The sequence below is a fragment of the Planomonospora algeriensis genome, from assembly GCF_977012225.1.
Genome location: NZ_CDRNDK010000142.1, coordinates 1 through 13,997, shown reverse-complemented (window position 1 = coordinate 13,997; position 13,997 = coordinate 1). Strand labels below are relative to the sequence as shown.

Here is a 13,997-nt window from a genome sequence, read left to right as displayed (position 1 = left end):
CCCCGCCCGGGCTCCCGCAGGCGGTGCCCCGGCACCAGCACCAGGTCGCCCGGTCCGACCTCGGCCAGCGGCCCCAGCCCGGCGAACCTCAGCCCCTGCGCCGACTCCACCTCCGGCGCCTGCGCGACGTACTCGACCCGGTACGGCGCGCCCAGGTGGGTCGCCGCGTCGAACACCTGGACCGGCCCGCTCAGGTCGAGCAGGTTCACCTCCGGAAGCACCAGGACGACCACCCGGCAGCCGTGCGTCACGTCGCTCACGGTTCCCACGCTAGGCCCGTCCCGCCCGTCGCGGCAGGGCCGGGCGGGCCCGGCACCGGACGGATCAGGCACCCGGGTGTACGGCAGGGCACCTCGGGTAGTGGACATTCCACTACAGAAAGCATTGAGGTGGTCACAGATGGCACTGGTCAGCCGAGACGACGTCCGCGAGCTGCTGGACTCCCCGGACCCCGGCGCGACGCTGGTCCTGGTCGAGGGCAGGTGCGCGGTCCTGCCGGAGGAACGGGCCGAAGGGCTTGTGATCGCCAGTCGGCGCGACCTGGAGCCCGAGCTCGCCGGGGCCGGCCGGAGCGACCAGGAGCTCGACCGGCTGGCGGGCCGGCTGAACGGCGTCGCCCGCGACCTCGGCGCGTGAGCGGCTCCGGATGGGGCGGCCGAGCCGCCGGGCCGGTCGCGGCCCGTCCGACGGCCGCCTGAGGTCCCCTCGAGGTCGGTCTAGGCCGTCTGAGGTCGCGTGAGGTCGCGTGAGGTCGCGTGAGGTCGTCCGGGGCCGTCCGAGGTCATGCGAGGTCGTCTGGGGTTCCTTTGAAGGTCGAGGTGTCGTCCGGGGCCGTCCGAAGGCCGCGGGGAGTCTCCCCAGAAGATGCACACCACCAAGATCAGCCTGGCCTCCGGCGAGGTTCGGCTCCTGCCCGCTAACCACCGCTACGCCTGGCCCGCCGAACTCGACCTGATGGCCCGTATGGCCGGGATGGAGCGCGAGCACCGCTGGTCCGGCTGGTCCGGCGCGGCGTTCACCGACGACAGCCCGGCCCATGTGTCGGTCTACCACCTATGACCCGTCGCCGACCGCCCTCGGCGACCCCTGTCCCGATCATGTGTTCCCCCCTCCTCTGGAGTCCGTGATGCAGCTGCCCCTGCCCCGAGGTCCGATCACCGCCCGCCTCTTCGACGCGCTGGCGGGCCCGCCGCACGCCTTCGACCTCCCGCTGCCGGCCCCCGCGTGTCCGGCGCTGGAGGACGACGACCTCCAGCTGGCCCTCTTCGCCTGCTACGAGCTGCACTACCGGGGCTTCGACGGGGTGGACGACCGCTGGGAGTGGAACACCTCGCTGCTGGGCCTGCGGGAGGCGCTGGAGCGGCGGTTCGAGGAGGGACTGGCCGCGGCGGTGCCCCGCCCGCCGGCCGTACCGCCCGCGCAGCTGCGCCGGGCCATGACCGAGCTGGTGGCCGCCGCCGACGGCGACGGGCCGTCCCTGGCGGCGTTCCTGCAGCACCGGGCCGATCCGGAGCAGTTCAGGGAGTTCGTCGTGCACCGGTCGGTCTACCACCTCAAGGAGGCCGACCCGCACACCTGGGCGATCCCCCGGCTGCACGGCCGGGCCAAGGCCGCCCTGGTGGAGATCCAGTCGGACGAGTACGGCTGCGGGCGGCTGGAGCGGATGCACGCCGAGTTGTTCCGGGCCACCATGCGCGGGCTGGACCTGGACGACTCCTACGGCGCCCACGTCGACCGGGTCCCGGCGATCACGCTGGCGATCGGCAACACCATGTCGCTGTTCGGCCTCCACCGCAGGCACCGGGGGGCGCTGCTGGGCCACCTGGCGGCGTTCGAGATGACCTCCTCGACGCCCAACCTGAAGTACAGCCGGGGTCTGCGGCGGCTGGGCGGCGATCCGGAGGCCCGCCGCTTCTACGACGAGCACGTGCAGGCCGACGCCGTCCACGAGCAGATCGCCCTGAACGACATGTGCGGCGGTTTCGCCGCCGACCACCCCGCGCTGACCGGGGACGTCCTGTACGGCGCCGCCTGCGCGCTGACCCTCGACCGGTTCTTCGCCGAGCACGTCATGGAGTGCTGGCAGCGCGGGTCCACCTCGCTGCGCGCGGCCGGCCTGGCCGTGGGAGCCCCGTGACCGGCATCGGCGCCCCCCACCCCGCCCCCGGCCCTGGCACGAGCACGGACGCTGACCCGGGCACGGGTCTCGACTACGTGCTCCCCCTGCGCTGGGAGGAGGACTCGGGCCTGGACGAGCTGACCGCCTACCTGCGCGGGCTGGCCCGGCAGGCGCGGATCATCGTGGTCGACGGCTCCCCCGGCGATCTGTTCGACCGGCATGCCCGGCACTGGCGCGGGTTCACCGTTCACCTGCGGCCCGACGGCGACCTCGGCTTCACCAACGGCAAGGTCTCCGGGGTCGTCACGGGGCTGCGGCGGGCCACCGCGGAGCACGTGGTCATCGCCGACGACGACGTCCGCTACGACGCGGCGGGGCTGGCCCGGGTCCGCGCGCTGCTGGAGGAGGCCGACCTGGTCCGCCCGCAGAACCACTTCGACCCGCTGCCCTGGCACGCCCGCTGGGACGCCGCCCGCACGCTGCTCAACCGCGCTCTGGGCGCCGACTACCCGGGCACCTTCGGAGTGCGCCGCTCCGCCTTCGTGCGGATGGGCGGCTACGACGGGGATGTGCTCTTCGAGAACCTGGAGCTCATCCGCACGGTCCGCGCCGCCGGCGGCCGCGAGGCGCGTCCCCTCGACCTCCACGTCCGCCGCCTGCCTCCCGAGGCGGAGCGGTTCTGGTCCCAGCGGGTACGGCAGGCCTACGACGACCTGGCGCAGCCCGCCCGGATGGTGTTCTTCCTCGCCGTCCTGCCCGGCCTGGCCGCCGCACTGCTGCGCCGCCGCCACCGGGCGGTCCTGGCGGGCGCGGGGCTGGCGGTGGTTCTGGCCGAGGCGGGGCGGCGACGCGCCGGAGGCCGGCGGGTGTTCCCCTTCAGCGCCTCTCTGTTCGCCCCGGCGTGGATCCTGGAGCGGGCGGTCTGCAGCTGGCTGGCGCTCGCCGCCCGCCTCACCCGCGGCGGCGTCCCCTACGCGGGGCGGCGGCTGCGGGTGGCCGCGCACTCCGTTCGATGGATCAAGAGGCATCGGCGGCCCGGCTCCGGCGGGCACGGTCAGCTCCGCGGATCGGGTTCGCCTCCGGCCCGGAACCCGGCCGTCTTGTGCGAGCCGTCGCAGAACGGCTTGACCGACGACAGTCCGCACCGGCACAGCGCCACCGTCGCCCTGCCCGGGTCCACCGGCCGGCCGTCCTGAGTGAGCAGCGTGAACGGCCCTCTCAGCAGGAGCGGGCCGTCCTCACACGTGGTCACAGTGACCGTATAGTCCGTTTCGTCACGCATGTTCGGCACAGTGCCCGACAGAGGCGGCCCTACTCCTCTCCGCAGGGCCGCTCCGCAGAGCCGCTCCGCAGGCGTCCTACTCCCCCTCCTCCTCCGGCATCCCGGATCTGGCGGAGGCCTTGCGGTCGTCCGGGATCTGCGCGGGCGGACCGCCGGGATCGGCGGCGGTCGGCGCGCCCGGTCCCGCGGAGTCCTCGCGGTCGTCCGGCACCCGGCCCGACCGCTCGTAGCACTCGGTGAGGTCCGGAGTGTTCTCCGGGTCGGTCTCGGTCATGTCCGTCGTCCTCTCTCTCGGGTCCCCGCGGCGTCCCGCACCCGCTCCGGGAGGCCGGGGGCTTCCGCTTCCCCGGTTCCCTGAGCGCCCCGGTCGTCTCGAGCATCCGAAGCCTCTGGGACACCGCCCGGCTCCGGCCGTACGGGGAGGCGGAGCGTCTCACCGCGGGCGACGTAGCGCACGCGGTCGGCCAGGCCCGCCCGCTCGACGTGGCGGCGGAAGTCGTCGAGCGGGGAGGTGAAGGCCTCGTAGTCGTCGTAGTGCACCGGCATGACGGCGTCCGGGTCGATCAGCCCGAGCCAGTCGGCCCCCTGCCTGCCGTCCATGGTCACCATCAGCATGCCGAGGATCCGCGTCCCGCCCAGGTGCACGATGGCCAGGTCGATGCCGGGATAGCGGCGCGGGATCTCCGCCAGCTCCGGGACCAGCAGGGTGTCGCCGCTGATGTGCACCCGCAGGTCCACCCGGCCGTCCCGGTCGCCGAACTCCAGCATGCCGCCCATCACGGGAGGCAGCAGTGCCCGGGCCGGGCCCGGCGCGTGACGGCCCGGCAGCGCGGTGATCCTCAGCGTGCGCCCGCCCCTGCTCAGCTCGTGGTGGCTCCAGGTGTCCAGTCCCACGGCCCCGCCGAACCCCTGGGGGCGCAGGCGCCGGGCGGCCTGCCGGGTGGTCACGACGGGCACGTCCCGGTCCAGGCCCCGGCGGGCCACCCGGTCCCAGTGGTCGCCGTGCAGGTGCGAGAGCACCACGGCGTCCAGCCCGGGGAGCTCGCCGACCTCGATCGCCGGATCGGTGCGCCGCCGGGAGGTGAGACCGTAACCGAGGTAGGCCCGCTGCCCCCGGTGCAGGAAGTTCGGGTCGGTCAGCAGGGTGAAACCGCCGTAGCGGATCAGGGTGGTGGCGTTGCCCACGAAGAACACGCCCTCGTCTACCGGATCGCTCATCGGCCCCCCTCACGGATCCGCGCCGGGCCCTCTACCTACCCGGGCGGATCCGGCCCTCACCTCACCGGACGGGCCGCCGGCGGTTCAGTGCGCGGAGGACGAGCCGTTGACGGTGAGGACGGGCTCGGGCACCTCGATGGCGGGGAAGGTGCCGGTGTCGACGCCCCCGTGCTCGCTCTGCGCCGCCTCGATGAGGGCGTGCGCGCGGGGCTCCAGCTTCCACAGGGCCCGGCACTCCCGGGCGGTGGCCAGCGGCATGCCGGTCTCGTGGGCGATGTCGGACGCCCGGGGCACGAACCGGCGCTCGATCTGCTTGTCCCAGTACTCCCGCGCCGCCCGCATCAGGGCCGCGCGCTGGGCCGGGTCGGCGGTCTGCGGGGCGGCGTCCACCGTCTCGACGTCGTCGTCATCGTCGTCGACGAGCACGGTGGCCCGCGGCCCGGGGGCGGGCAGCGCCGGGGAGGCGGGCTCGGGGGCCCACGGCACCGGCGGGGACAGGTCGATCAGCGCGGAGGTGTTGTAGAGGGCGCCGATCTGCGACAGCAGCGCCTCCTGGCGCGCCTCGTCGACCGCCAGCCCGGTGTGCTCCACCGCCCGGTCCATCTCCCGGTCCAGCTTGGCGAGGGCGGCGCGCATCTTCCGGTCGGAGGCGCCGGCCTCGCGGAGCGCGCGGGCCTTCTTCGCGGCCAGCGCGACGCGGGTCAGCCTCCGGTGGGCGTCCACCTCGCTGGCCGTGCGGTCGCTGACCTCCGCCAGCCCGATGCGGACCAGCATGCGCTCGGGGGTGAGCCGCCAATGGATCCGGGAGCGCCCGCTGATGCGGTGCCGCTCGATCGCCATGCCGCGCTCCCACAGCCACGCGGCGACCAGCGGAGCGGCGAGGCGGAACACGGCCTCGGCGACGCTGCGCGCGTCCATGCTGGACAGCACCGCGGTCAGGCAGGTGAGCGCCCATACGGCGACGCCGTCGATCCCCGCGGAGAAGTTCTCCCGCATGTTGCGGCGGGCCCGCACGGCGCTGGTGATGACCGCGACCTCGATGAACGCGAACAGCAGCAGCCGCAGCGGGCCGTCGAAGCCCAGCACGTCGCCGGAGAAGCGCCACATGCCCTGGGCGGACACCCCGGTGGCGATGCTGGCGGCGACGATGGTCAGCACGTCCTCCACCGGGCGGGGGGCGACGTAGCGCTGGAAGAGGCGGGCCGCGACCCGGGAGACGGCGCGGACGACGAAGTAGCCCAGGGTCAGGACGATCAGGGCGGCCACGCAGATGACGGCCGTCGCGAGGGGGCGCTCGGACACGAAGGCGGTTATTTGATCAATGAGGGGCATCGGTCACGATCCGTGAGTATCGCTGTCCTATGGGGTATCGGGCCGATCATTCCAGAACGCCCGCGCCTTTTTTGCCAAACGCATGCTCACGGTTGGGACTGATGTGACGGACGGTTCCATTTCGTCCCCGTCCGTCACATACGCCCGGCCGGAGGACGGGCGGCGACGCCCCGTCAGGACCGCCGCCCGTCCCGGTGGGACCCCGCGGAGTGCCGCATCCCACGGAGTCCCGGATCTCAGTCCGGTGGGACCCCGCGGGGGGCCGCATCCCGCGGGGTCCCGGATCAGAACGGCCAGTCCGCGTCCCGCCCCGCCTCCAGCAGCGGGATCAGCCGGAAGACGGCGTCGGAGAAGCCGCCGAACTCATGGCGGTTGCCCGAACCGGTCGGCATCGCCGCGTGCCGGTAGCCCTGCAGGTTGAAGCCGTACATCGGGACGTGCTCCGGCACCGCGCCGGTGACGCCGCCGCCGTAATGCCCGCTCATCGTCTGCATGTCCGACAGGATGACCACCCGGTCGTGGCCGGAGTAGGTCCGGCGGACCGAGTCGGCGATCTGCGTGCCGTGGCCGACCTCGCCGGTCCGCGCGCAGAACCGCTCCACCTCCTTCAGGACTGAGGCACCCCTGCGGACCCCGTGCCGGAAGACGCCGTCGGCGAAGCCGTACAGGTCCACCCGCTCGCCCCGGGCCGCGAGCGCGACCCCGAACAGGGCCGCGGCCTGGGCCGGGGTGACCTTGGAGCGGGCGGAGACCCCGCCGGACGTCATCGACGCCGAGGTGTCGACCAGGACCAGGGTCCGGCCGCCGAACGACGGCACGTTCCCCGTGGCCGACGTCAGCGCCCGCTCCAGCGCGTGCCCCCAGCGCAGTGACGGCGCGCTGCGGTAGGCGGAGTAGAACCGGAACGGCAGCTGCCGCGACCGGGCCACCTCGCCGGGGTCGGCGAGCCTGGCCGCGACGTGCGCGGCGACCTCGTCGGAGACTCCGGCCTCGTCGAGGTTCCTGAGGTTCCTGAGCAGCGCCATATAGCCCATCGACGGGATCACGGCCTGCCACGCCGCGGCGTCCATCGGCCCCTGCAGCCAGCCGGCGAGCGCCTCCCAGGTCATGCCCGCGGCCGCCAGACGGCCGGGGCCGGCCAGGACGGCGCGGCGCTCGGCGACCGGCAGGGCAGTCAGCGCCGCGCGGCGCGCAGCATCGCCAGCGACGGGTGGATCGGCTTGTCGCGGCCGTGCCGGCGGTCGAGGGCGTGCGCGAACAGCTCGCCCTGCCACGGCTTGTCCGCGGCGGGCGCCGGGTGGACGAGGTCGACGACGTCGCCGAAGCGGAAGCCCCGGGAGTCGGCGTCGTACTTGAGCAGGCTCCGCTCGCCGTACAGCCGGCCGACCGCGTCGGCGATGCCGCGCTTGACCGGCTTGGGCACGGCGCGGCCGTACCGGGAGGTCCAGTAGGCGAGGGCCTCGCCGGGCTCGTCGGCGCGCTGCAGGACACCGCTCACCAGCTGCCGGTTGAGGCCGTGCAGCCCCGCGTCGAGACGGGCCCGTACGGCCTCCAGCGCGGCCACGACCGGGGCGGTGCGCAGGTTCGCCGTGCCGCGCAGCCAGGGCAGGAAGCGGGACAGCCACTCGCCGTCGGCGACGGCGACCCGGTGGACGAGGGCGCGGAAGCGCTCGTCGCGCTCGCCCGCCTTCTCGTAGAAGGTGTCCTCTCCGACCAGGTTCGAGACCGCCAGCAGGAAGAGCTCGCCTCTGTCGTCCCGGACGTAGCCGGGAGCGCCCTCGTGGGTGCGGCCGGACGGGGTCCGCCCGGTCTTCACCATGCTGGAGAGGGCGGAGCGGACGGTGCCGGCGTTGAACTTGGACATCGGAGCGGACTCCTTTCCGCGGGAGCAGAGGGGGAGGAACACGCGTCCTTTCACGGAGCGCGCCCGAGCTCGAGGCGGCGAAGGCACATAGGCGCTCTTCCGTCTGAGCTACGGGGCCGTGCGGCCCCGGCCGGACTCGAACCGGCGACAACCCCATTAACAGTGGAAGTAGCCCTCGCCTGCGCACCGGGCGCGCGCTGGAACGTGTTCCTCCCGAGATCGGGGTGACGGCGGTCCGCCCGACCGGACCGGGCGATGGGCCCCATGGGGGACCGAGGATTCGAACCTGAAGTAACCGCTGTCGTCGCACCGGGAGGCGCGGGTGGAATCGTGAGCCCTTCCCGAGATCGGAATCGGCGACGGAACAAAGCGTGCTTCCTTTACACCACGCGCCGCATGTTCTCGGTCGGCGCGCCGGGAATCGAACCCGGACCTCTCGATCCCTAGTCGAAGTATCCGTTGCCTTCGCACCGGGAAGGGACTGCGTTCGGATAGAGGGCTTCCCCGAGATCGGGGTCGGCGGCGGTCACTGATGTGCTGCCGTTACACCATCCCGGCCGGAGCCGGGACCGGGAATCGAACCCGGACCTTCGCTTTGAGAGAGCGACGAAGTATCCGCAGCCTTCGCACCGGGGAAGCATTCTTCGGTTCTCTGGTATCGGGATCAGGCGGTCTCGCCCGAAATGGTTTCACCGGGCCCTCCTGCCGGATCCGCTGACGTCTGAAGCGTTTCCAACGGTAGCGGTCCACAGGCCGGGGCACATCCGATTATTTCCGGCGGCCGAATCAACCGCGGTCGAATCAGCCGCGGTCGGGCGGCGGCCGCCGTGGGCCGGCGGGTCGGCGCCCGGAGTCGGCGCACCGGGCCGACGCCCGGAGTCAGCGGGTCACGCCTGCCCCGAGGAACTCGGCGAACAGGTTCTCCCAGAGCGGCATCACCGCGTCCGGGGCGTAGTCGCGCACGGTCTCGCGGGCCGCGGCGCCCAGGCGCCGGCGCAGCTCCTCGTCGGCGATGAGACGGCCGATGCCCGCCGCGAGCGCGCCGACGTCGCCCGGGGGGACGAGCAGCCCGTCGATCCCGTCGGTCAGGACCTCTCCCGGGCCGGTCGGGCAGTCGAAGGCCACGACCGGCAGCCCGTGGCCCATGGCCTCGATCATGACCATGGGCAGCCCCTCGAAGCGGGAGCTGAGCACGTACATCGACGCCTCGGCCAGCTGGTCCGGCAGATGGTCGCTCCGGCCCATCAGCTTCACGGTGCCGCCGAGGCCGAGATCGGAGACGAGCCCGCACAGCTCGGCCTTCTTCGCGCCGCTGCCGTAGATGCGCAGCCGCCAGTCCGGGTGGCGCTCCGCGACCTGGGCGAAGGCGCGGATGAGCAGGTCGAAGCCCTTCTGCGCGGTGAGCCGCCCGGCGGCGACCACGAGCCGGTTCCCGTGCGCGGCCGGCCGCCGGCCGCCGAGGTCGGCGACCGCGTTGGGGATGCGCACCACCGGCGTGCCGGGCAGCAGGCGCTGGTAGTCCCGGCGGTCGGTGCCGGTGAGCACGGCGAGCGCGTCCAGCCTGCCGTAGTGGCGGGCGATCTCCGCCCGGACGGTGGCCGGGTGGGTGGCCAGGTTCATGTGCTCCTGGGCGATCCGCACGACGCCGGTCGGCCCCCGGCGGGCGGAGATGAGGTTCAGCGCGGGGCGGGTGGTCACCAGGACGCCGTCCTCGACCTCCGAGACGTAGTCGATGGCGGCCTTCTCCACCCGCTCGGTGAAGTAGTGCGCGGCGAACTCCCCGCGCGGGACGATCCGGCCGCGCAGCCGCCGCCAGACCCGGCGGGCGGTGGAGTCCGGCGGGACCCCGTCGCGCTGGTCCACCAGGGTGGTGAGCGCGACCCGGGGGTCGAGGGGGAACTGCGGGGTGTCGCGGCGCCGGACGACGCTGGCGATCTCGACGTCGTGACCGGCCGCGGCCATCGCGCTGGCCTGGCTGAAGACGGTGCGGATGGTGCCGCCCATGCCGTACGCGTGCAGGAGCACGTAGTGGATCCTCATGGGTTCGGTCCTCCTCCCTCTCCCGAGAGGTATCCCCAAATCCGACATATCGGTCTCAACACCTCGGGGATCGTGTCGGGATCGGGCAGGTCGCGTCCCGGCTGCACGGTCCCCGACCGGATCTTGTCCTTCCAGTCGCCGAGGCCCTTCTGCACCACCGTCGGCCGGCCGTAGGCGAGCATCTCCGGCTCCCAGCCCACGGCCAGGAAGTCGCAGATCCGGCGCGTCTCGGCCTCCGGGTCGGCGGTCAGGTCCTCGTAGCGGACGGTCAGGCCGGGCAGCGCCCTGCGTGCGCGCTGGACCGCCTTCATGTAGCGCAGGGCGTCGAGGGCGGCCTCCTCCGGCGTGCGCTTCTCCGGGTTCGCCTCGTGCCAGGAGGCCGCGATCGAGGCCGGGTGGCGGAGCAGGAAGACGAACCGGGCGTCGGGCCAGCAGGTGGCGATGCGCTGGAAGGCGAAGGCGTTGGCCGGGGTCTTCTCCACGATGACGGACTTGCCGCTGCGCACCAGCTCCCGGTGGAGCACCCGGTCCCAGAGCAGGTGCTCCAGGTCGGCCTGGTTGTGCCCGAGCGCGGCCATCGCCTTCTTCGACAGGGAGTTGCCGAATCCCACCGTGAGGCGGCGCACGTGCAGCTCATGGGGGGCGTGAAGCACCGAGTGGGCGCCCAGCATCGCCCTCAGGAGCGTGGAGCCCGACCGGACCGGCGAGAGGATGAAGACGGGCGCGCGCAGCAGCCGGTCCGCCTCCGGGTCGGCGGGCGGCCGGATGAGACCCTCGGCCGCGACGGCCGGGGTCACGACCCCGGCCGGATCGGATGCCTCCACTCGTCTGAGCTGGAATCCGGTGAATCTGACCAGGGCCTCGTTGACGGTGCGCTGCCAGTTCATGCATGGGGAGGTTACCCACCGTTCCTGGCAATTCACTGGAAACCGGCACCAAATATGCTCACCGGGCATATCCCTGCGGCGGAAGTCTCCTCCTCGCTCTCTCCGCGGCGACCTGTCAGCGCAGGAACGCGGCCAGCGTCTCCGCGCACCCCTCGGGATCGTCGAGCCAGGGATAGTGGCCGCCGCCCGGCTGCACGGCCGCCTCGGCGTGGGGGAACAGGGCCGCGTACTCGGCGGCGCGCTCCGGCGGGAGCGCGACGTCGTACTCGCCCGCGACGATCAGGACCCGTGCCCGCAGGCGGGAGAGCGCGGATCTGACGTCCTCCGGTCCGGGAACGCCGGCCGAGTAGTAGACGGCCGCGGCGTCCGGGTTCTTCTGGCCCTCCTCCCATGCGGAGCGGGCCTGTCGGGCGGCGTCCCACCGGCCGTGCAGGAACGGGGTGATCGCCTTCCAGTCGGCCTCGTCGGCCTGCCCCGACCAGATCCGCTCGAACGCGGCGAAGGCATCGGGGAACCAGGGCTCTCCACGGCGGAGTTCGGCGCGTTCCCGGCGGTCCAGGTCGGTGATCTCCAGGCCGACCACCCGCGGGCTGGGAGTGATCAGCACAAGCCTGCCGACGCGGTCGGGGTGGCGGGCGGCGTACAGCAGGGCGACGGCCGCGCCGGCGGAGTGCCCGGCCAGATCGAGCCGGTCCAGCCCGAGATGCAGGCGCAGCGCCTCGACGTCGTCCACCTGCCGATCGCACCGGTAGCTCGCCGGGTCCGCCGGGACGGCGGACCCCCCGGTCCCGCGCAGGTCCAGCAGCACCAGCGAACGGTGCGCGGACAGCCCGCCCAGGTCGTCGAGGTAGGCCGAGTCCTGCATGGGCCCGCCGGGCAGGCAGACCAGCGGGCGGCCCTCACCGGTCCGGCGGTAGACGAGCCTTGTGCCGTCAGCGCCGTCGAAGGTCGTCATGCGGAGATCATACGCACGGGATCACCGGAAGATCGCGGGCCGGACCGCCCTCCCGGGGCTTCCCGCACAAGCTCGCCGCCGACGCGCTGCACCGGGTGGCGGACCGCACCGGCGCCGCCTCCGAGCCCGGCTTCCCCCGAGAGAGCGGACCCGCCCGGACCGCTCCGGCCGTCTCTCGCGGACAGCACTGCTCCAGGGAGTGCACCGCCGGCATCTTCGGAACTTTATGCCCGCTTTATCCGTCGTCCGGAGCGACACGGCCTGGCGGTCCTCGGCTCCAACGGGAAGGCGAAGACCCAGACCTTCGCCGGGCTCGCGGTGCTCGACGCCGACGGCCTCGTCCTCCTCGACCTGCCCGGCGAGTGGCGGATTCCGGACGTCGCCGCCTTCGCCGCCGGCGGCGGGCTGCCGGTCGTGGGTGCTCTGGGCTCCCCGTCGGACCAGGTGCGCGCCGTACTGGCCGGGCGCGCTCCCGGCTGGACGCGTCTGGCCGGGCTGCCGTCGCCCCGCATGTCCCAGGCGAAGCAGGTCATGATCGTCGGCGCGGGGGCCGCGGGCCTGGCGACCATGGCGTACGTCGTCTCGGTGGGGGGGAGCGGCCGCGTGGCGGGGGCTGTCCGCGCTGGGGTGGCTGCTGCTGGACACGGCGGACGCCAAGTGGTTCGCGGTCTTCTTCAGTCCCCTGCTCCTCGTCCTGGCCCCCGCCCGGCGGGCGCTGCATGTCCGGCGGGCCCGCCGCGGCCAGGTCCTGGGGCCGCCGGGCGGCCCCTGCGTCTCGGTCCGGGAGGAGTATCTCGGCCTGGTCTCCCGTGTCCGGGACGCCCTCCCCTGACCGGTTCCCGGCCCGGAAGCCGAGGTCCGGCACTACCCGGACCGATCCCGAGATCACCGGACACGCCCGTCCTGCCAGCCAAATCACATCAAGGTGATTACCCTCGTGAGGCACGGGGGTACTAATCCCTCGGCAATGGGGCCGGGGTCGTGCCTCTCCTCCGGGAGGGGCGGGACCTCTTCGCCGCGTCCGGGTCGCCGGGACCACGAGGGGGACCGCTTGCAGCGTTCCAGGATCGGTCGTCGTGCGTCGTGTCCGACCCGTTCCGCGCGTCCGGCCCTCCTTCTAGTGAGAGGTTCTCTGTGCGACGCGTTCTCCGGCTGTCCCTTCCGGTCATCACCGCTCTCGCGGCCCTTCCCCTGACCGCCTCCCCCGCCGCGGCCGGTCCGGCGGCGGGCCTGCCGAGGGGCGTCCAGCGGGCGAAGGTGGTGCGCATCGTGGACGGTGACACGGTCGAGGTCCGGTTCGGCAAGAGCCGCCGGGCGGTCCGGGTGCGCCTGCTCGGCCTGGACACCCCGGAGTACGGCCGGTGCTGGTTCGATTCGGCGACGGAGCGCACCCGCGTGCTCCTGCCCATCGGCAGGACCGCCTACCTGCTGCGGGACCGGGACTACAAGGACCACTACGGGCGCCGCCTGTTCTACGTCTACAACCACCGCGGCCTGTCCGTGGCCCGCAACCTCATCCGTTACGGGTACGCCAAGGCCCTGCTGTACCGCAAGAACGACCGCTACATCAGGACGATGCGCCTGGAGGAGGCCCGGGCGCGCAAGAAGCGGCTGCGGATCTGGTCGGGCAAGTGCGACACCAGCAAGGACCTGGTGGCCCCGCTCCCCGTCGAGGCGCAGGCGGCGGGCTACGCGGGGCCCGGGTGGCGTCCCGACCCGCGTTTCCGCACCTGCAAGTCGGCGCTCTCCGCGGGCTTCGGGCCGTACGAGCGCAGTGTCCACCCGGAGTACGCGTGGTACTACGACGCCGACGGCGACGGGCTCGTCTGCGAACGCTGAGACCGGCCGCCCGGCCCCGGCCCCAGAGGATCACTGCAGGTTCCGCAGGCCCGGGTCCGGGTTCCGGAGGATCACGGCAGGCTCCGAGGACACCGGGGACCGTCCTTCCGGTGCCTGCGGCCGGGACCGCGCGGGGCGGTCAGAGCTCCAGCATGTCCTGGACGTGGGATTCCCCGGAGGCGAGCACATCCAGGACCTGCTGGCCGTACTTCGCCAGTTTGCTCTCACCGACGCCGCTCACCTGGCGAGCTCGGCCAGGGAGGACGGGGAGTCGGCCGCGATCTGGCGCAGGGTCGCGTCGTGGAAGACCACGTACGCGGGGATGCCGCGCTCCTTGGCGACGGCGGCGCGCCAGGCGCGGAGCCGCTCGAACGCCGGTACGGCCTCCTCGGGCAGGTCGGCCGCCGGAGACGAACGGCGCGATCCGGAGGCGCGCGCCGCACTCCCGGCGCGGGCCGCCC

14 protein-coding genes, 3 tRNA genes and 2 pseudogenes are annotated in these 13,997 nt (G+C 73.4%); 5 read left to right on the top strand and 14 right to left on the bottom strand.

What is annotated here, in order from left to right; genetic code table 11:
* A pseudogene (locus tag ACWJ6R_RS16695) lies at positions 1 to 260 on the bottom strand (hypothetical protein); the annotation flags it as partial.
* A 139-nt stretch (positions 261 to 399) separates the two neighbouring features.
* Between ACWJ6R_RS16695 and ACWJ6R_RS16690 the strand changes: the two are divergent.
* The 4 genes from ACWJ6R_RS16690 (at position 400) to ACWJ6R_RS16675 (ending at position 3,315) form a co-directional block, all read left to right on the top strand.
* A complete protein-coding gene (locus ACWJ6R_RS16690; protein WP_449063098.1) occupies positions 400 to 636 on the top strand; it encodes a hypothetical protein in 237 nt (78 codons plus the stop codon).
* Positions 637 to 864: 228 nt separating this feature from the next.
* Positions 865 to 1,059, top strand: a complete 195-nt coding sequence (locus ACWJ6R_RS16685; protein ID WP_449063097.1) for a hypothetical protein — start codon at positions 865 to 867, stop codon at positions 1,057 to 1,059.
* A gap of 67 nt (positions 1,060 to 1,126) precedes the next feature.
* Positions 1,127 to 2,137, top strand: a complete 1,011-nt coding sequence (locus ACWJ6R_RS16680; protein ID WP_449063096.1) for an iron-containing redox enzyme family protein — start codon at positions 1,127 to 1,129, stop codon at positions 2,135 to 2,137.
* Complete coding sequence (locus ACWJ6R_RS16675; RefSeq protein ID WP_449063095.1) at positions 2,134 to 3,315, top strand: glycosyltransferase; 1,182 nt, start codon at positions 2,134 to 2,136, stop codon at positions 3,313 to 3,315. The genes ACWJ6R_RS16680 and ACWJ6R_RS16675 overlap by 4 nt, the downstream gene beginning before the upstream one ends.
* On the opposite strand, the pseudogene ACWJ6R_RS16670 reads toward ACWJ6R_RS16675, so the two are convergent.
* The 12 genes and pseudogenes from ACWJ6R_RS16670 to ACWJ6R_RS16615 form a co-directional block, all read right to left on the bottom strand.
* Positions 3,279 to 3,401: pseudogene (locus tag ACWJ6R_RS16670) on the bottom strand (hypothetical protein); the annotation flags it as partial. The gene ACWJ6R_RS16675 and the pseudogene ACWJ6R_RS16670 sit on opposite strands and share 37 nt — an antisense overlap.
* A 76-nt stretch (positions 3,402 to 3,477) precedes the next feature.
* A complete protein-coding gene (locus ACWJ6R_RS16665; RefSeq protein WP_449063094.1) occupies positions 3,478 to 3,675 on the bottom strand; it encodes a hypothetical protein in 198 nt (65 codons plus the stop codon).
* On the bottom strand, positions 3,672 to 4,619 hold the full coding sequence (locus ACWJ6R_RS16660) for an MBL fold metallo-hydrolase (protein WP_449063093.1): 948 nt from the start codon (positions 4,617 to 4,619) through the stop codon (positions 3,672 to 3,674). The genes ACWJ6R_RS16665 and ACWJ6R_RS16660 overlap by 4 nt, the downstream gene beginning before the upstream one ends.
* A gap of 84 nt (positions 4,620 to 4,703) precedes the next feature.
* Positions 4,704 to 5,921 carry a hypothetical protein gene (locus ACWJ6R_RS16655; RefSeq protein WP_449063092.1) on the bottom strand — a complete coding sequence of 406 codons (1,218 nt, stop codon included), beginning with the start codon at positions 5,919 to 5,921 and terminating at the stop codon, positions 4,704 to 4,706.
* A gap of 314 nt (positions 5,922 to 6,235) precedes the next feature.
* The gene (locus ACWJ6R_RS16650; protein WP_449063091.1) at positions 6,236 to 7,060 is read right to left on the bottom strand and encodes a TROVE domain-containing protein; all 825 of its coding nucleotides are present in this window, start codon (positions 7,058 to 7,060) and stop codon (positions 6,236 to 6,238) included.
* A 65-nt stretch (positions 7,061 to 7,125) separates the two neighbouring features.
* Complete coding sequence (locus ACWJ6R_RS16645; protein ID WP_449063090.1) at positions 7,126 to 7,815, bottom strand: hypothetical protein; 690 nt, start codon at positions 7,813 to 7,815, stop codon at positions 7,126 to 7,128.
* A 121-nt stretch (positions 7,816 to 7,936) separates the two neighbouring features.
* Positions 7,937 to 7,995: transfer RNA gene (locus ACWJ6R_RS16640), tRNA-Ser, on the bottom strand.
* Positions 7,996 to 8,221: 226 nt separating this feature from the next.
* Positions 8,222 to 8,288 (bottom strand) — tRNA-OTHER (locus ACWJ6R_RS16635).
* A gap of 88 nt (positions 8,289 to 8,376) precedes the next feature.
* Positions 8,377 to 8,448: transfer RNA gene (locus ACWJ6R_RS16630), tRNA-Glu, on the bottom strand.
* Between the two features lie 246 nt (positions 8,449 to 8,694).
* Positions 8,695 to 9,855, bottom strand: coding sequence for a glycosyltransferase family 4 protein (locus tag ACWJ6R_RS16625; RefSeq protein ID WP_449063089.1), 1,161 nt, complete (start codon positions 9,853 to 9,855; stop codon positions 8,695 to 8,697).
* A complete protein-coding gene (locus ACWJ6R_RS16620; RefSeq protein WP_449063088.1) occupies positions 9,852 to 10,742 on the bottom strand; it encodes a sulfotransferase family protein in 891 nt (296 codons plus the stop codon). The genes ACWJ6R_RS16625 and ACWJ6R_RS16620 overlap by 4 nt, the downstream gene beginning before the upstream one ends.
* Before the next feature lie 115 nt (positions 10,743 to 10,857).
* Complete coding sequence (locus ACWJ6R_RS16615; protein ID WP_449063087.1) at positions 10,858 to 11,697, bottom strand: alpha/beta fold hydrolase; 840 nt, start codon at positions 11,695 to 11,697, stop codon at positions 10,858 to 10,860.
* 1,134 nt (positions 11,698 to 12,831) lie between these two features.
* On the opposite strand from ACWJ6R_RS16615, the gene ACWJ6R_RS16610 reads away from it, so the two are divergent.
* A complete protein-coding gene (locus ACWJ6R_RS16610; RefSeq protein WP_449063086.1) occupies positions 12,832 to 13,536 on the top strand; it encodes a thermonuclease family protein in 705 nt (234 codons plus the stop codon).
* Positions 13,537 to 13,773: 237 nt separating this feature from the next.
* On the opposite strand, the gene ACWJ6R_RS16605 is transcribed toward ACWJ6R_RS16610, so the two are convergent.
* On the bottom strand, positions 13,774 to 13,997 hold a 224-nt coding region (locus ACWJ6R_RS16605), incomplete at its 5' end, for an HRDC domain-containing protein (RefSeq protein WP_449063085.1).

Coding starts and splice junctions, on each gene's coding strand:
- ACWJ6R_RS16690 (WP_449063098.1), top strand. CDS start 400: ATGGCACTGGTCAGCCGAGACGACGTCCGCGAGCTGCTGGACTCCCCG.
- ACWJ6R_RS16665 (WP_449063094.1), bottom strand. CDS start 3,675: ATGACCGAGACCGACCCGGAGAACACTCCGGACCTCACCGAGTGCTAC.
- ACWJ6R_RS16620 (WP_449063088.1), bottom strand. CDS start 10,742: ATGAACTGGCAGCGCACCGTCAACGAGGCCCTGGTCAGATTCACCGGA.
- ACWJ6R_RS16645 (WP_449063090.1), bottom strand. CDS start 7,815: ATGTCCAAGTTCAACGCCGGCACCGTCCGCTCCGCCCTCTCCAGCATG.
- ACWJ6R_RS16625 (WP_449063089.1), bottom strand. CDS start 9,855: ATGAGGATCCACTACGTGCTCCTGCACGCGTACGGCATGGGCGGCACC.
- ACWJ6R_RS16685 (WP_449063097.1), top strand. CDS start 865: ATGCACACCACCAAGATCAGCCTGGCCTCCGGCGAGGTTCGGCTCCTG.
- ACWJ6R_RS16680 (WP_449063096.1), top strand. CDS start 1,127: ATGCAGCTGCCCCTGCCCCGAGGTCCGATCACCGCCCGCCTCTTCGAC.
- ACWJ6R_RS16650 (WP_449063091.1), bottom strand. CDS start 7,060: ATGACCTGGGAGGCGCTCGCCGGCTGGCTGCAGGGGCCGATGGACGCC.
- ACWJ6R_RS16615 (WP_449063087.1), bottom strand. CDS start 11,697: ATGACGACCTTCGACGGCGCTGACGGCACAAGGCTCGTCTACCGCCGG.
- ACWJ6R_RS16660 (WP_449063093.1), bottom strand. CDS start 4,619: ATGAGCGATCCGGTAGACGAGGGCGTGTTCTTCGTGGGCAACGCCACC.